Consider the following 16,907-nt stretch of genomic DNA (forward strand, 5'->3'; position numbering starts at 1 on the left):
AAAAATTTTTATTAGGGGGAAGGTTCATGAAAAAGAAAAGTTTAGCGTTAGTGTTAGCGACAGGAATGGCAGTTACAACGTTTGGAGGGACAGGCTCTGCATTTGCGGATTCTAAAAATGTACTCTCTACGAAGAAGTACAATGAGACAGTACAGTCACCTGAGTTTATTTCTGGTGATTTAACTGGAGCGACTGGTAAGAAAGCAGAATCTGTTGTGTTTGATTACTTAAACGCAGCAAAAGGTGATTACAAGCTAGGGGAAAAGAGTGCGCAAGATTCTTTCAAAGTGAAACAAGTGAAGAAAGATGCTGTAACTGATTCAACAGTAGTACGTATGCAACAAGTTTACGAAGGAGTACCTGTATGGGGTTCTACTCAAGTAGCTCACGTAAGTAAAGACGGTTCTTTAAAAGTATTGTCTGGAACAGTTGCACCTGATTTAGACAAAAAGGAAAAGTTAAAAAATAAAAATAAGATTGAAGGCGCAAAAGCAATTGAAATCGCGCAGCAAGATTTAGGGGTAACACCGAAATATGAGGTAGAACCAAAAGCGGACTTATATGTATATCAAAATGGTGAAGAAACAACATATGCATATGTTGTAAATCTAAATTTCTTAGATCCAAGTCCAGGAAACTACTACTATTTCATTGAAGCAGACAGCGGTAAAGTATTAAATAAATATAATAAATTGGATCATGTAGCAAATGAAGATAAATCACCAATTAAGCAAGAGGCTCCTAAACAGGATGCGAAAGCAGTAGTAAAACCTGTAACAGGAACAAATAAAGTAGGAACTGGTAAAGGTGTATTAGGAGATACGAAATCACTCAATACAACATTATCTGGCTCATCTTACTACTTACAAGATAATACGCGCGGAGCAACGATTTTCACATATGATGCGAAAAATCGTACTACATTGCCAGGAACTTTATGGTTAGATGCAGATAATGTTTTCAATGCAGCGTATGATGCAGCGGCAGTAGATGCTCATTACTATGCAGGTAAAACATATGATTATTATAAAGCTACATTTAATAGAAACTCTATTAATGATGCAGGGGCACCGTTAAAATCAACAGTTCATTACGGAAGTAAGTATAATAATGCATTCTGGAACGGCTCACAAATGGTATACGGAGATGGAGATGGTGTAACATTCACTTCATTATCTGGTGGAATTGACGTAATTGGTCACGAATTAACGCATGCTGTTACGGAAAATAGCTCGGACTTAATTTATCAAAATGAATCAGGAGCGTTAAATGAAGCGATTTCTGATATCTTTGGTACTTTAGTAGAATTCTATGATAACCGTAACCCAGATTGGGAGATTGGTGAAGATATTTACACGCCTGGTAAAGCAGGAGATGCGCTTCGCTCTATGAGTGATCCAGCGAAATATGGTGACCCAGACCATTATTCTAAGCGTTACACTGGTACTAGTGATAACGGTGGGGTTCATACAAACAGTGGTATCATTAACAAACAAGCTTATTTATTAGCAAATGGTGGTACGCATTCGGGTGTAACTGTAACGGGCATTGGTAAAGATAAGTTAGGTGCAATTTATTACCGTGCAAACACACAATATTTCACGCAATCTACTACATTTAGCCAAGCTCGTGCTGGTGCAGTACAAGCTGCAGCGGATTTATATGGTGCTAGCTCTGCAGAAGTAAATGCAGTGAAGCAATCATTTAGTGCTGTTGGTGTAAATTAAGGATTTAAGGGACAGCTATTAATAAAATACTTCAAAAATAAAGAAGGAGCATAGGCTCCTTCTTTATTTTTTTCTCCATTTTTTCCACAAATAGAACAATCCAATGCAACCTGCGATTGTTACAATCCACTTCGCTTCATTTGTTCCGTTCATAACATGATATGCCGAATATACTTCAATCAATAATGCCGGTATTTTACCTATTGTACTGGCAATACTGAAGGAGAGTAATGACATTTTCCCTAGAGCTGCAAATAAAGTCACGATACTTGATGGGATGAAAGGTATCAATCGAAACGATAGAACGAGTAGAAAGGCCTCTCTACCTTGTACATAAAGAAGACGCTCTACCTTTGGGTACTTATTTACTTTATCGTGAGTGAACTTTTGAAGGCCTATTCGGTAAATATAAAACGAGATAATAGCCCCTAAGGCCTCACCTGTGATCGAAATGATTGTGCCATTTGTTACACCGAAGAGCTGTATATTAATGGCGGTTAAAAAGATGCTAGGAATAACGCCTAAAAGACTAATGATGATGTTAATTAAGATACTAAGTGGAATTGCGATTGAATAGTATTCTGTTAAGAAATTTTGAATCGTTTCAGCCATTGTTTAAAATCCTTTATCTTTTTTTGCATTACACCATATTTCGTTTGTATAGGCAAGGGTAAATTTACATAATGTAGAAAAACGTTGATAAGAAGGAGTCTTTATACCTTATATGGGTATTAGGTATATAAAAACAGGGGTATTTTAAAATATTTTGAAAAACACTATAAAAACCTTTGTATGAAAGAGTTTTATAGTTATATTATCAGTGTTTTCATATGGGAAATAATCATAAAATATAGGGGGTATATATTATAAAAGTCGAAAAATAGAGGATTGATGAAATTACGCGGGTAAATATGGAAAAATAGATGAAAAAAATGAAAACTGATAGATTTTTTCGTTGTGAAATTGACTTTTAGTGAAGTTGCGATAATAATCATGAAAGAGGTGATATGATGAAACGAATAAGTAGTCTTTTCTTGAGTGGTTTATTGGCACTAATGCTGATCTTAAGTGGATGTGCAGGAAAAGAACAAAAAACAGAGAAACAAACAGGGAATCAATCGACATCAGTAGAAAAAATTAGTGATAATATTTTAGATGAAATGGAAGGGCCACCTAAAAATGGTCATACGATTGAAAGACATGTAGGCAAATCAGAAGAAGATTTGAAGAATCGCTTGAAGACAGATAAAGTATCAGCAGCAAGTACATACTATGACAAGGAAACAGCAACGAAAGCTGTAAAAGATAGTTTGAAGCAGCATGATAAGGAAATTCAAGACTGGTTAAAAAATTCTAAAGAGGCTCGTCTCGTACTAAATACAACACATTCATTCCCGGTTGGAAAAACGGTAATAAAGAAAAATATGAGTGTAAAAGACAAGTTGGTAAAAACTGTTACTGTTTTAGCAAGAGATAAGTCAGGAGAATTAGGGTTTAAGATTATTACTTCTTATCCATCTGATAAATAAGAAGGGGGAGTACATTATGTATACGACATTACAATACTTTCTTAAATCGTACTGTACGTTAAGTGTTCATGAGGATGAAATAGTAAGCGTGATGGAAGAGTTTATTGAACAAGAAGACGAAGAAATTGTTTTGAAATTACGTGATGAATTAATAAATATGAAGAAAAAGAACGCGTGGGAAGAGGCGTGTGTATTAGCTGCGAAGCAAGGCAATCGTATGTGGTCTTTAGAAGAAACGAAAGACCATCTTGAAACTTTTTTACTATTACTGCAAAAGAAAAAGGCGTGATATAATCACGCCTTTTTCTTTATGCTATTCGGTGGATATTATCTATTCTTTTGGAGCGCTTTTATATACGCTTTTTGAAATTTGTCCATTTGATATTACTTCCCCGTTTTGTGTTACTTTTTTATACGTAACCGCTGTGATTTTATCACTAGTCCTACTAATTACTTGAGAAGAAACTTCAACATTTTTACCAGTATTTGTACCGAAAATGCGTGTAGTAATACTACCTCCATTTGAAAATGCTTGAATATAAATATGATTGCCCGTATTATTTTTAAATTTTAAATCTGGACCATAATCTGCTACTGCTGCATCTTGCCCAAGTGGTAAATAATTTACCGGCATAGAATGATTGCTTCGAGAAACAATGCCTAAATCTGCCCTTAAAGCTGCGCTGTATAATGTACTACTGACTTGGCAAACTCCTCCGCCTGCACTTTGTATTACTTTACCTTGTGAATATACTGCTGCAGATTTATAACCATGTGCAGCATCAGTTACGCCAACGCGGCCGTTAAAACTAAACGTTTCATCAGGTGCGACAATAACCCCACTTAAAGTATTGGCTGACTTATTTACGTTAAATGATTGATTTCCGTTACGGCCGGCCATTGGAGTAGAATATTCAGCGATGACTTCTTTAATACCCATTTTCTGTATGTCTTCTGTAGAACGTTCTGGTTTTATAAATGTAACTGGCAATGTAACATCTGATTTACCAGTAGTAATAGCTTCGTTTGTTAAACCGTTTAGTTTCCCTTTATCAATTTTTTCTCCGTTTTGGCTTTGACTAACATTTACTGTTGAGCCTTCAATACTCAATTCTGCATTAACAGGATTTTTTAATGTTTCATTATATTTATCTTTTATAAAGGTTTCATAAGCTGTTGCATTTAATTGTGGTGTTAATTTATAGTCACGTTTTAATTCACCGTTTTCAGCTTGCTTACGCATTTTGTAACGATTCATTACGTTTCCTTCTTGTTCTTTGAAGATTTTGTCAATAATATCTTTCTCTTTATAATTTATCCCCAAATCTTTCCATGTGTAAGTTTGTTTATCGTTTTGGAATATGTAGGTAAGGGATTTTTGATCTAACTCATTTACCTTTTTATTAATAATTGCTTGAATATCTTTCTTATTTTTTCCTTCGAGAGAAATACCTTCAAATGTAGTATTTGGTAATGCAGTAGTATCTAATTGATTATTTAATTTGGATACATATTGATATCCCCCAACACCGCCTACACAAAGTAATATGCCCCCAGCAATTGCAGAACCAATCAGTATTTTACTTAGCTTCATGTATTTCCCCCCAGAAATTTATGTATAAATATATGTATTACATTTTTTGTATAAAAATGATGAAAATAACATTATGTACGTACTAGTATACTATTATTTTCACTGTGTGTGTAATGTTTTCATAAAAAATGTTACATCACTGTAATAATTGTCACTTCTTGTCACAATGTGTATGAAAAATATGTTGAAAAATATAATAAAAAGGCTGTCTAGAAAGATCTAGCAGCCTTTTTATTATAATTTTTTATGTTCATTTTTATTCGTAACACCGAGATGTTTTTGAAGGGTAGTTGAAATAGTATCGACGCTTTTTTCATTTGGAACGTAATAATAAATACCGCCTATATATTTATCTGTACCTTCTACTTGCATTTTTTCCATTTTTAAATTTGAATCCATTGAATTTTTTGTAATTGTCATCATATCATCAAACGTTAAATTGGTTTTTAAATCCTTATCTACAGCGTCTAGTAGGCCACCGATTTTATTAATAGAATTAAGAGATAGTGCCTTTTCAGCAATGGCCTCTAATACAAGCTGTTGTCGTTGGCCACGCATATAATCACTATCGATATGACGAGTTCTAGCTAGTGCCAGTGCCTCTTCTCCATTTAAATGTTGACGTCCTTTTTTTAGATGAATTGCATCTGCTTCATCTTTACTATTTTGCTCTGTGAACTCAACTGGAACGTCCACAGTAATACCACCAAGAGAATCAACAATTTTGATAAAGGATTTAAAGTTGAATTTTACATAATAATCAACTGGAACATCTAAAAAGTTCTCTACCGTATCAATTGTGCTGTCTACACCACCGAATACGTGAGCATGTGTAATTTTATCGTATTTATCACGTGATTTAATGTAGACGCGTGAGTCACGTGGAATGCTTACAAGTTTAACGGATTTATCGTTTTTATTAATTGTTGCAAGTAATAACGCATCTGTTCGAGTTGCTTTTCCATAACCTTTTTCCCTAATTTCACTTTCATCAACACCCATAATAAGTACGGAAATGTTGTCGGTCATAGGTTTAACAGCTTTTTCACGTTTACTGGACTTATCTCCTCGACCTAGTTCAGCATAAGCATTATTTAAGACGGACTTTGCTTTACTGTATATATGGAATGAGTAGCCTCCTGCTCCAAGTGCTACAATTAGTAATGGAATAAGAAGGAACCAAAGTAGGCGTTTTTTCTTTGAGCGTCCTTTTTTGGCTCGCGTATTGTTGTTCATGTCGGATTTCATCATTTTTTCTCCTTTAAAACTATCAAAGTGTATACATTTAGAAGTGTATTCAAACACATAAAAAATATTTTACGCTAAATAAAAGCGATTGTACATGTATAAAAAATAGATGTCTTGATTATTTATAAGACACCTATTCGTTATTGTATACAAAAGATAGGGATAAGAAAATGATAAAATTTTACCTAATTACAACATAATGCTTACGATAATTGCAGATAAAATACTAACGAGAGTAGCTCCATATAGTAATTTTAGGCCAAACCTCGCAACAACGTTTCCTTGTTCTTCGTTTAGTCCTTTTACCGCACCTGAAATAATACCAATGGAAGAAAAATTGGCAAAAGATACAAGGAAAACAGAAATAATACCAACTGTACGGGGAGAAAGGCTATTAGAAATTTTACTGAGGTCCATCATTGCAACAAATTCATTCGTTACAAGCTTCGTTGCCATAATGCTGCCAGCCGCGACAATTTCAGAACTTGGTACACCGATAAGGAATGCGATAGGTGCAAATACATAGCCGATTAATTGTTGGAACGTAATACCGAATATAATGAGGAACAGGTCATTAATACAACTAATTAATGCGACGAATCCGATGAGCATAGCGCCGACAACAATGGCTACACGAAAACCATCAAGAATGTATTCTCCAAGCATTTCAAAAAAGCTTTGTTTTTCACCTTTGATTTCTAAAATATCTTCGTCATCTTTAACGTCGTAAGGGTTAATGATGAGTACGATAATAAAACCGCTAAATAAATTGAGAACGAGTGCAGTTACTACATATTTAGGTTCAATCATTGTCATATAGGCACCTACGATAGACATAGATACGGTTGACATAGCAGAGGCACAAAGTGTATAAAGACGGTGTTTTGGAATTTGAGCTAATTGCTTTTTCACTGTAATAAAAACTTCTGATTGGCCGACAATGGCAGAGGCGATAGCGTTGTAAGATTCTAATTTCCCAAGACCATTTATTTTACTAAGAAAGTACCCGATCCAATGAATAAAAAATGGTAGTATTTTGAAATGTTGTAATATACCAATTAAAACAGAAATAAAGACGATTGGTAATAATACATTAAGGAAAAATGGCATTTCACCTTTATTTGCAAGACCACCAAATACGAAATTTATTCCATCAGCAGCATACTCGAGTAGCTTGGTAAACAAACTGGAAATGATTCTAATTAGTATGAGGCCGACTTCTGTATTTAGTAGTAAATAGGTTAAAATTAACTGTATAATAAGCATGATAAAAATTGGTTTAAATTTAATATGCTTCTTATTATTGCTAGCAATATAAGCGAGCAAGAAAACAACAATTAGTCCGACGAAAAAAGTAATGAATTTCATGATAAGCCCCCTAAAAGAGATATTCTGCTATATATGTTTTTCATTTCAAGAGAGAATATGCATCTTTGGTAAAGAAAGGAATAGAGAGAGTATGAATATATGTAGAGTGCATCACGTTGCAATTATTTGTTCGAATTATGAGACGTCAAAGGATTTTTATACTAGAATATTAGGATTCAAAGAACTGAATGAAGTATATAGAAAGGAACGAGATTCTTATAAATTAGATTTATGTGTAGGAGAAGAGTATCAAATCGAATTATTTTCATTTCCAAATCCGCCTGAGCGCAAAAGTTTTCCAGAAGCAGCAGGTCTTAGACATTTAGCATTTGCTGTTACAAATATAGAAGAAGCTGTGAAGCATTTAAATCAATGTGGTGTTGAGACAGAATCGATCCGTATTGATGAAATAACGGAGAAGAAATTCGTCTTTTTCCAAGATCCCGATGGTTTACCTTTAGAATTGTATGAGGTTTGAAAATTGGTGGATTTTATATAGAGTTGCTTTCCAATAATTGAAGAAACTAAAGTGAAACTTCTTTTTAAAAGGAGGTGTAACTTTAGCTAAGAAAGCTAAAGGACATATGTGGATATTTTAAAATTATTGATGGTAGTCATTCTTATTGGGTTAACAGCATTTTTTGTGGCTGTTGAGTTTGCAATTATTAAGGTACGTAGCAGTCGTATTGATCAACTCGTTAGCGAAAAAAGACGAGGTGCACTGGCAGCTAAAAAGGTAACTTCAAATTTAGATGAATATTTATCGGCCTGTCAGCTAGGTATTACAATTACTGCTTTAGGGCTCGGGTGGTTAGGGGAACCAACTATTAAACATTTACTCGAGCCGTTGTTTTTAAAATTACAATTCTCACCTGCAATTTCCAGTACAGTTTCATTTATTATTGCCTTTGCAGTAATTACATTTTTACATGTTGTCATTGGGGAACTTGCTCCAAAGACATTTGCTATACAAAAAGCAGAACAAGTTAGCTTATTGTTATCGAAACCACTTATTTATTTTTACCGAGTTATGTATCCGTTTATTTGGGCTTTGAATGGTTCAGCGAGGGTTGTTACTGGTTTATTCGGATTACATCCAGCTTCTGAACATGAAGTAGCTCATTCAGAAGAAGAATTAAGGTTAATCTTATCTGAGAGCTATGAGAGCGGAGAGATTAACCAAAGGGAATTTAAATATGTAAATAATATTTTTGAATTTGATAATAGAGTAGCAAAAGAAATTATGGTACCTCGTACGGAAGTTGTAGGCTTATATGAGGACGAACCATTTGAAACACATATTAAAGTAATCGCACAAGAAAAGTACACGAGATATCCTGTATTTGGTGAAGATAAAGATGAAATTATTGGGATGGTTAATGTAAAAGATTTATTTATTCGTTATATGGATGGGAATCGGGACGAGGAGTGCTCGATTATGCCATATACAAGGCCAGTTATTGAAGTGCTAGAAAATATTCCAATTCATGATTTACTATTACAAATGCAAAGAAAACACATTCCATTAGCTGTATTGTATGATGAATATGGTGGTACAGCAGGGATTGTTACACTAGAAGATATTTTAGAAGAAATTGTTGGAGAAATTCGAGATGAATACGATGAAGATGAGAATCCACCTATAGAGCATGTAAGTGAAGGGTATAAAATCGTAGAGGGAAAAGTGCTTATTAGTGAAGTAAATGATTTGCTTGGCATACATTTAATTGCTGATGATGTAGATACAATTGGTGGCTGGATTATGGTACAAAAACAAATCGTTGCTGAAGGAGATGTTATTGAGAAACACGGTTTTTATTTTAAAGTCCTTGAAAAGGATATGCATCAAATTAAACGAGTGGAAATAAGGAAAGTAGAAGAATGATTTTCTATAAACTTTAATAAAAAGGATATACAGAAAAATAAATGTTTGCGCTTTCAAAAAAGGTGCTATATAGTGAAGGTGGATACTGAAAAATTCTTCTGAATGATACTCGTGTTTTTAGAGGGCGGATTTTTTGGATAAGGATTTAGAATGAAAAAGTATAGGTGATAAAAATGATAGCAACGAAGGATATACGTATAGAAAAAGATTTTTTAGGTGAAAAAGAAGTACCAAATGCAGCTTATTATGGTGTACAAACATTACGTGCCGTAGAAAACTTCCCAATTACAGGATATCGCATTCATCCATCACTAATTACAGCAATGGCAATTGTGAAAAAAGCGGCGGCACTTGCGAATATAGATACTGGTTACTTAGCTAAAGACATTGGACATGAAATTGCAGAAGCAGCGCAAGAAATTGTTGATGGAAAGTTTCATGATCAATTTATCGTGGATCCTATTCAAGGCGGAGCCGGAACTTCTATTAATATGAATACAAATGAAGTAATTGCGAATAGAGCGTTAGAACGCATGGGGTATGAAAAAGGTGCGTATGCGAAAATTAGCCCAAACACTCATGTGAACATGGCCCAATCAACGAACGATGCGTTTCCAACAGGGATTCATATTGCAACTCTTATGATGTTAGAAGAGCTTCTTATTACAATGGAAGCACTTCATTCTGCTTTTCGTAAAAAAGCAAAAGAGTTTGATCACGTTATTAAAATGGGACGCACACATTTACAAGATGCAGTTCCAATTCGCCTTGGACAAGAATTTGAAGCGTATAGCCGAGTGCTTGAGCGTGATATAAAAAGAATTAAACAGTCTCGTCAACATTTATATGAAGTGAATATGGGGGCGACAGCTGTTGGTACAGGATTAAATGCAAATCCTACGTATATTGAACAAGTGGTAAAACATTTAAGAACGTTTAGTGGATTCCCACTTGTTGGTGCAGAGCATTTAGTTGATGCAACGCAAAATACAGATGCATACACAGAAGTATCTGCAGCACTTAAAGTATGTATGATGAACATGTCTAAAATTGCAAACGATCTTCGTATTATGGCGTCTGGGCCACGTGTTGGGTTAGCTGAAATTCAATTGCCAGCACGTCAGCCGGGTTCATCGATTATGCCAGGTAAAGTAAATCCAGTTATGGCAGAAGTAATTAATCAAGTCGCATTCCAAGTAATCGGAAACGATCATACAATTTGCTTAGCATCAGAAGCAGGACAATTAGAGTTAAACGTAATGGAGCCTGTGCTTGTATTTAATTTAATTCAATCTATAAGTATTATGAATAATGGATTCCGTGTATTCCGTGAATATTGTATTGAAGGAATTACAGCAAATGAAGAATTGCTGAAGCAATATGTTGAGAAAAGTGTTGGAATTATTACAGCAGTTAATCCTCATATTGGTTATGAAGCAGCATCTCGTATTGCACGTGAAGCAATTGAAACAGGAAAATCTGTTAGGGAGTTATGTTTAGAACATGGTGTACTGACAGAAGAGGAATTGGATATTATTTTAGATCCATTCGAAATGACTCACCCTGAAATTGCTGGAGCTTCTTTATTAAAAAATAAAAAAATGTAATGTGAAAAACACCGATCCATTTGGATCGGTGTTTTATTTTTAAAAGATATTAAATACAGCGTTTAATTGAAGTAAGCTAATAACAGCTAAGAAGATTAAACTGTATTTCATTGCTGTTTTAAATAGAGCAGATTCTTTCCCAACTAGTCCAACTGCGGCACAAGCAACTGCTACAGATTGTGGTGAAACCATTTTTGCCATTGTACCACCTACTACGTTTAAGGCAACGAGTGTAGAAGGAACGATGTTTAACTGGTCTGCTGTTACTGCTTGAAGTGGTGCGAATAAAGAACCACTTGAAACTACTGAACCTGTAATGAATACGCCAATCCATCCTAAGATTGGAGAAAGAACTGGGAATGCATTACCAGTAGAAGAGAATGCAAGTCCAAGTGTAGATGACATACCAGAGTAGTTCTCTACGTAAGCTAAAGCGATAACGCTACAAATTGTATATACTGGAGCTTTTAATTCTTTCATTGTTTCAATCATTAATTCTTTAACCATTTTACCTTTTACGCGGTAAACGATAAGTGAAACGATAATTGCTAGTACAATCGCAGTAGTTGTAGAAGAGAATACATCGAATTTGAAAACAGCTGCGAAAGGTGTATCAGCTTTTGTAATTGGTGTAGTTTTCATAACAGCATTATGAAGACCAGGGAACTGAATGTTAAATACTAAGTTTGCTAACGCACCATCTGGAGCAAATAAAGCTTTAATCGGTTTTAAGTTAAAGATTGTTACAAATGCAGTTAAGAATACGAATGGAGACCAAGCATATAAAATTTGATTGAATGTATGTGATACTTTAGTTTCTTGTTTTTCTTCTTTAGTAGAAGATTTTGGTTGCCAAACACGTAAGAATAATGCAAGAGCAATCATACTTACAACGGCTGCGAAAATGTTAGTAAGTTCTGCGCCTAAGAAGTAAGTTACAAGGAACTGAGTAATTGCGAAAGAAACACCACTTACAAGAATACCTTGCCAAGTTTCTTTAATACCTTTAATTCCATCGACCATTGAAACAAGTAAGAAAGGTAAGATGATACTAATGAAAGGTAAAATAAGAACAGTTTGACGACCGATAGTTAATGCGTCAAGTTCAGTTAATTGTGCTGGTACTGTAACTGGAATACCCATAGCACCCATAGCACCACCAGCGATATTAGCTACTAAACAAATACCTGCTGCTTTTAATGGGTTAAATCCCATACCTACAAGTAGTGCAGCTGTAATAGCAACTGGAACCCCTAAACCAGCTGCGCCTTCTAAGAAAGCACCGAAAGAATAAGCGATTAATAATACTTGTAAACGTTGATCATTTGTAATGCTTGAAATACTATCGCGAATAATATTGAATTGCTCTGTTTTAACAGTTAATTTGTAAAGGAAAATTGCAGCGATAACGATAGTACAAATTGGATAAAATCCAGATAAAACACCGAACCCGGCAGATGCTACAGCTACTGTTGCTGGCATTTTATAAACAAATATTGCAAGGATAATAGCGACAATCACACTATAAAGACCAGCCATGTAACTTTTCATTTTGAATCCCATTAAACAAATGATGAAACAAAAGATTGGAAGTGCTGCGATTAGTGCAGATAACCAAATATTGTTTAATGGGTCATAAATTTGTGTCCAAGTACTCATAATAATGACAACTCCTATCTATTATATGTGAAGAAATTCACATTATTTGTGAAACTATTCACAATCAACTTACATGCTTAGTATATTCTCCTTCAACACTATTGTCAACGTAAAAAAGTATAATTATTCCATAATAGTGTTAAAAGAAAAGCTTTGTTCATAAAGTAGACAAAAAACACACTCAAATGAATTTAAGTGTGTTGTATAAACTATTTGCATATTATTTTGCTTATTCAGATGGCATGTTTCCTATAAGTGTATATTAGATGCCGTCTTTTATATTGAGTATAAAGTTTAATATATGCAATTATCTGTCCTGTCTGATCTAGTGAGGGGGGAACGGTGAGTGGATTTAATAGGAAGTTTTGCACAACAATCCAACCGCTTGCAATACGAATAAAAAATAAGAAACAAATTTTTAATATCACATCATCTCTTTTTACTGAAAATTCCTTTTAGCGTAACAAAGAGGTTAATTATAGTTCAACTACATTACGATAGGTTATCAATTATAGACGGTATTTTACAATACCGTTACTGTGCATTTCAATGAGGTGAAAATATAACAAAAAGCCTGATAAAACAACGTTTGCAAGCAAAGTATTCGTAGGCCATTATTTTGCTTTTTCGTTATATCATATAGTATAATATTCAAAATCAACAAGGATTTTTTCCTGAATTTTTGTTGATGAAAATGGAAAAATTTTTCGGCTTTATAGGTTGATAAAGTTATGTCGTAACAGGAAATATAAGAACAGATATATAAATAAATAAAAAGAACATAAAAACGCAAATAAAAACGAAAATGAGGGGAACTTTATGAGCCAAAATCAATTCGAATGTCGTATTTCAGAAGAAGATGTACAAATGTTAAGAGCGTTAGCTCACCCACTTCGTCTACGTCTAGTAATGGAACTTATGCAAAGAGGAACATGTAATGTAACACAACTACAGGAAGTATTAGAAATTCCGCAATCAACGGTTTCACAACATTTAACGAAGTTAAAGCAAAATAAAGTAGTGCGCTTTGAAAGACGAGGATTAGAAGTGTATTACCAAATCCATAATGATAAAGTAAGTGCGGTAGTAAAAACATTATTTTCTTAAAATTTGAATATTATGGAAAAAGACGTGTGGAATATACGTCTTTTTTTATTTGTCAGAAAGGTAGCGAGAGAGTAAATATTAGCATGTGAGGAAGAAATGACTATCAATCAACATGCTGCTTTACGGAATATATTCTAAAAGGAAAAGAAAAAATAGAAAGGAGTGTAGTAAGCAAAAGGAGGGATATTAGTATGGATGTGAAACGTGTGAAACAAATCTTATCTTCTTCAAGTAGAATTGACGTTACATATGAGGGCGTACCAGTATGGATTGAGAGCTGTGATGAGCAGAAGGGGAGTGCTCAAGTGTATGATGTATCTAATCCTGGTGAGAGCGTTCATGTGGACGTGACAGCTTTAGAGGAGAAATAATAAAAAAGACGCTTCTAATTTTAGAAGCGTCTTTTTGTTATTCCATCATATGTGCAATTTTCTTAGAGAACATAAGAAGTACTAATCCTAGTACGATTACGATAACACCGATGCTCGCGAATACTTCTAAATATCCTAAAGATTGAGTGAAAGCAGCTAATTGTCCTGCTAAGAAGTTTGCACATCCAGTACCAGCTAACCATACACCCATTAATAAAGAAGCTAATTTAACAGGAGCGATTGCACTAACCATAGATAATCCGATTGGTGATAAGAATAATTCACCGATTGTGTGGAACATGTAAGTGAATACAATGAATAGTAAGTTTGCCTTCATTGTAATGTTACCTTCATCACTACCAGTTTTTAAAACAGCTAAAGTTAGAACTAAATATCCAATCCCTAGTAAAATCATACCTAGGGCCATTTTTGTTGGGATTTTTAAATCACCATTTTTTGTTTTTGAAAGTTTAATCCATAAAGCTGAAACAGGTAATGCTAGTAAGATAATGAATAGTGGGTTTACAGATTGGAACCAAGGTGTTGGAATTGTAAATCCACCAATTGTACGATCTACGAACTTATCTGTGTAAAGTGTTAAAGAACTACCAGCTTGTTCAAAGCCTGCCCAGAAGAATACAACGAAACAAGTTAAAATTAAAATTGCAGCTGTACGTTTTTTCTCTTGTGTTGTTAAAGGTTTTTTCTCAATTACTTTTGCAGTTTTTTCTTTAGACTTCTTACCTACAACAGTTGTACCAATTGTTCCTAAGTAACGAGGTGCTAAGAAATTAAAAGCAACCTGTCCAATGATCATACCGATACAAGCTGTTAAGAATCCATATTTGTAATCTGTGAAGTAACCGCAAATGAATGGAGCGATAAGAGCTCCTAAGTTAATTCCCATGTAGAAGATAGTGAAAGCACTATCACGACGAGAATCGTTGTCGCTATATAATTGACCTAGTAAAGTCGAAATATTTGGTTTGAAGAATCCGTTACCGATAACTAATAATCCTAATCCTAAAAATAGTCCAGTTTTCGTATTCATTGAAAATAGTACAAAGTTACCAATTGCCATGATGATACCGCCAATAGTAATGGCGTGTCGTTTCGTAATGAAATGGTCAGTTAACCAACCACCAATGATAGGTGTGAAATATACAAGCATTGTGAAAATACCGTAAATTTGAACTGCAACTGCTTTATCAAATCCTAAACCGCCACTTACTAAGCTCGTTGTTAAATAAAGAACTAATAAGCCACGCATTCCGTAATAACTAAATCTTTCCCATGCCTCTGTAAAGAACAACAAGTATAACCCTGGTGGATGTTTTTTTGGTGATTGTTGCTCTCCAGCTTTGTCTAATTTTAAAGCTGCATCCATTTTTGTTTCCCCCTAATCCTGTATAACGGATATTTATGTAATCATTTTAATTTACAAAATATTTAGAAGTCAATAGAATTATATGGAAATAGAAAGAAAATTTCTAAAAAAGTTCTATTTTTCTTCAACCGTTACTGTATTTTGCCCTGAAAACGAGATGATAAGCGTTTTCAAATGTAATAATTGAATTCTAAAAGAAAATAAAATAGTGATTAATCAGAAAATTTAGATTAAAAAATCTATTCTGATATAAAGAAAATATATTCTATTTACTTTTATAATATAACATATTGGGAATAAAAATACAAAATGAAATAATGTGACACTTCAGTGAAATGAAAAAACCAGCTCCATCAAAGAGAGAGCTGGTTAGAATAAAATTATTTAACAAAGCGTTTTTCGATATCATCTAATAGTAGGTTAGCAGCCATTACACCGCCAGCTGTATTCCAAATAACATCGTCGACTTTGTATGCTTTACCATTTTTTACGGCATTTAAATTTTTAAATAGAGGATCGTTTATATATTCTTTTTCTAGTTCAGATCCTTTTTTCTCATTTCCTTTATCGAATGTGAAGTAGAATAATACGTCACCATCCATAGCAGAAATACGCTCTTTAGATACGTTACGCTCTGCAAAATCATCTTTGTTTTGATCTCCAGGACGTTTAAATCCAAGTTCTTTTAAAATAACACCAGAGAATGTATCGCCATGATAAATACGAACATCACCAGGCATGAAACGAACCATAGAGATTTCTTGATTTACTTTATCGCCAAGTTTGCCTTTTAAATCTTTCATACGTGATTCGTAATCAGCTACAACTTTTTGACCTTCTTTTTCTTTATTTAATGCTTTTGCATAAAATTTGAAGTTATCTTTCCATTCCCCACGTAATGTTTCTGAGAACACAGTAGGTGCAATTGCTTTTAGTTGTTCGTACACTTTTTCGTGACGCATTTTGTTACCGATAATTAAGTCTGGTTTTAAAGAAGCAATTGTTTCAACGTTAACTTGTCCTTCATCACCAACAACTTTTACATCTTTCATTTTATCCTTAATATGTGGATACCATGGGTCACCCGTCCAAGATTTTACAGCACCAACTGGTTTCACACCTAATTCAAGTAAAGCTTCAGTTCCTTCATTTGTTAAGATAACTACACGTTTTGGATTAGCAGGAACTTCTGTTTTACCCATTGCATGTTCTACAGTAACCACTTCTTTTTTATTATCTTCTTTTGTAGATTCTTCTTTGTTATTTGATTTTCCACAAGCGCTTAAAAGCATTGAAAATGCTAGTAAAAATACAAATACTGTAAACGATTTTTTTCGCATGAAATTCATTATGTACCCCCTACATGTTGAGAATATTTTTCAATAGCAAGCATGATATTAAGCCTTTATCTTTTGATTGTCAATA

Annotated in this window: 15 protein-coding genes; 8 read left to right on the forward strand and 7 right to left on the reverse strand. The window is 34.1% G+C overall.

Features of this window, described 5'->3' with window-relative positions; translation table 11 throughout:
* The first annotated feature begins 26 nt into the window (after positions 1 to 26).
* Positions 27 to 1,727 (forward strand): M4 family metallopeptidase, encoded by a 1,701-nt coding sequence (locus ACS2FK_RS21410; protein ID WP_000730375.1) that lies wholly within the window; start codon positions 27 to 29, stop codon positions 1,725 to 1,727.
* Positions 1,728 to 1,790: 63 nt separating this feature from the next.
* Here ACS2FK_RS21410 and ACS2FK_RS21415 read toward each other — a convergent pair whose 3' ends face one another.
* Positions 1,791 to 2,339, reverse strand: coding sequence for a TVP38/TMEM64 family protein (locus tag ACS2FK_RS21415; protein ID WP_063546424.1), 549 nt, complete (start codon positions 2,337 to 2,339; stop codon positions 1,791 to 1,793).
* 398 nt (positions 2,340 to 2,737) lie between these two features.
* On the opposite strand from ACS2FK_RS21415, the gene ACS2FK_RS21420 reads away from it, so the two are divergent.
* Both ACS2FK_RS21420 and ACS2FK_RS21425 read left to right on the forward strand, forming a co-directional pair.
* Complete coding sequence (locus ACS2FK_RS21420; RefSeq protein WP_000822706.1) at positions 2,738 to 3,256, forward strand: RNase A-like domain-containing lipoprotein; 519 nt, start codon at positions 2,738 to 2,740, stop codon at positions 3,254 to 3,256.
* Between the two features lie 16 nt (positions 3,257 to 3,272).
* A complete protein-coding gene (locus tag ACS2FK_RS21425; protein ID WP_023521032.1) occupies positions 3,273 to 3,545 on the forward strand; it encodes a hypothetical protein in 273 nt (90 codons plus the stop codon).
* 42 nt (positions 3,546 to 3,587) lie between these two features.
* On the opposite strand, the gene ACS2FK_RS21430 is transcribed toward ACS2FK_RS21425, so the two are convergent.
* The 3 genes from ACS2FK_RS21430 to ACS2FK_RS21440 all read right to left on the reverse strand — a co-directional run bounded on the left by ACS2FK_RS21430 (position 3,588) and on the right by ACS2FK_RS21440 (position 7,466).
* A complete protein-coding gene (locus tag ACS2FK_RS21430; RefSeq protein ID WP_023521033.1) occupies positions 3,588 to 4,850 on the reverse strand; it encodes a VanW family protein in 1,263 nt (420 codons plus the stop codon).
* A gap of 234 nt (positions 4,851 to 5,084) precedes the next feature.
* Entirely contained in the window at positions 5,085 to 6,101 is a 1,017-nt protein-coding gene (locus tag ACS2FK_RS21435) for an LCP family protein (protein ID WP_014481946.1), read from the reverse strand.
* Positions 6,102 to 6,287: 186 nt separating this feature from the next.
* Entirely contained in the window at positions 6,288 to 7,466 is a 1,179-nt protein-coding gene (locus ACS2FK_RS21440) for a NupC/NupG family nucleoside CNT transporter (RefSeq protein WP_000668875.1), read from the reverse strand.
* Between the two features lie 91 nt (positions 7,467 to 7,557).
* Between ACS2FK_RS21440 and gloA2 the strand changes: the two genes are divergently transcribed.
* From gloA2 to aspA, 3 genes are all read left to right on the forward strand, one after another.
* Positions 7,558 to 7,944 (forward strand): SMU1112c/YaeR family gloxylase I-like metalloprotein, encoded by a 387-nt coding sequence (gene gloA2, locus ACS2FK_RS21445; protein WP_001017676.1) that lies wholly within the window; start codon positions 7,558 to 7,560, stop codon positions 7,942 to 7,944.
* A gap of 108 nt (positions 7,945 to 8,052) precedes the next feature.
* Positions 8,053 to 9,351, forward strand: a complete 1,299-nt coding sequence (locus ACS2FK_RS21450) for a hemolysin family protein (RefSeq protein ID WP_000353320.1) — start codon at positions 8,053 to 8,055, stop codon at positions 9,349 to 9,351.
* A gap of 173 nt (positions 9,352 to 9,524) precedes the next feature.
* A complete protein-coding gene (aspA, locus tag ACS2FK_RS21455; protein ID WP_000562125.1) occupies positions 9,525 to 10,958 on the forward strand; it encodes an aspartate ammonia-lyase in 1,434 nt (477 codons plus the stop codon).
* Between the two features lie 39 nt (positions 10,959 to 10,997).
* Here aspA and ACS2FK_RS21460 read toward each other — a convergent pair whose 3' ends face one another.
* Positions 10,998 to 12,617 carry an L-lactate permease gene (locus tag ACS2FK_RS21460; RefSeq protein WP_016083562.1) on the reverse strand — a complete coding sequence of 540 codons (1,620 nt, stop codon included), beginning with the start codon at positions 12,615 to 12,617 and terminating at the stop codon, positions 10,998 to 11,000.
* Between the two features lie 819 nt (positions 12,618 to 13,436).
* On the opposite strand from ACS2FK_RS21460, the gene ACS2FK_RS21465 reads away from it, so the two are divergent.
* Together ACS2FK_RS21465 and ACS2FK_RS21470 are read left to right on the forward strand one after the other, a co-directional pair.
* Entirely contained in the window at positions 13,437 to 13,724 is a 288-nt protein-coding gene (locus ACS2FK_RS21465) for an ArsR/SmtB family transcription factor (protein ID WP_000081428.1), read from the forward strand.
* A gap of 191 nt (positions 13,725 to 13,915) precedes the next feature.
* Positions 13,916 to 14,095, forward strand: a complete 180-nt coding sequence (locus tag ACS2FK_RS21470; protein ID WP_000382679.1) for an acid-soluble spore protein H — start codon at positions 13,916 to 13,918, stop codon at positions 14,093 to 14,095.
* 37 nt (positions 14,096 to 14,132) lie between these two features.
* On the opposite strand, the gene ACS2FK_RS21475 is transcribed toward ACS2FK_RS21470, so the two are convergent.
* Positions 14,133 to 15,482, reverse strand: a complete 1,350-nt coding sequence (locus ACS2FK_RS21475; RefSeq protein WP_000338305.1) for a peptide MFS transporter — start codon at positions 15,480 to 15,482, stop codon at positions 14,133 to 14,135.
* A gap of 380 nt (positions 15,483 to 15,862) precedes the next feature.
* Positions 15,863 to 16,831, reverse strand: coding sequence for an ABC transporter substrate-binding protein (locus ACS2FK_RS21480; protein ID WP_001010277.1), 969 nt, complete (start codon positions 16,829 to 16,831; stop codon positions 15,863 to 15,865).
* Between the last annotated feature and the right edge of the window lie 76 nt (positions 16,832 to 16,907).

The sequence above is a fragment of the Bacillus cereus group sp. BceL220 genome, assembly GCF_051776965.1.
GTDB lineage: Bacteria > Bacillota > Bacilli > Bacillales > Bacillaceae_G > Bacillus_A > Bacillus_A cereus.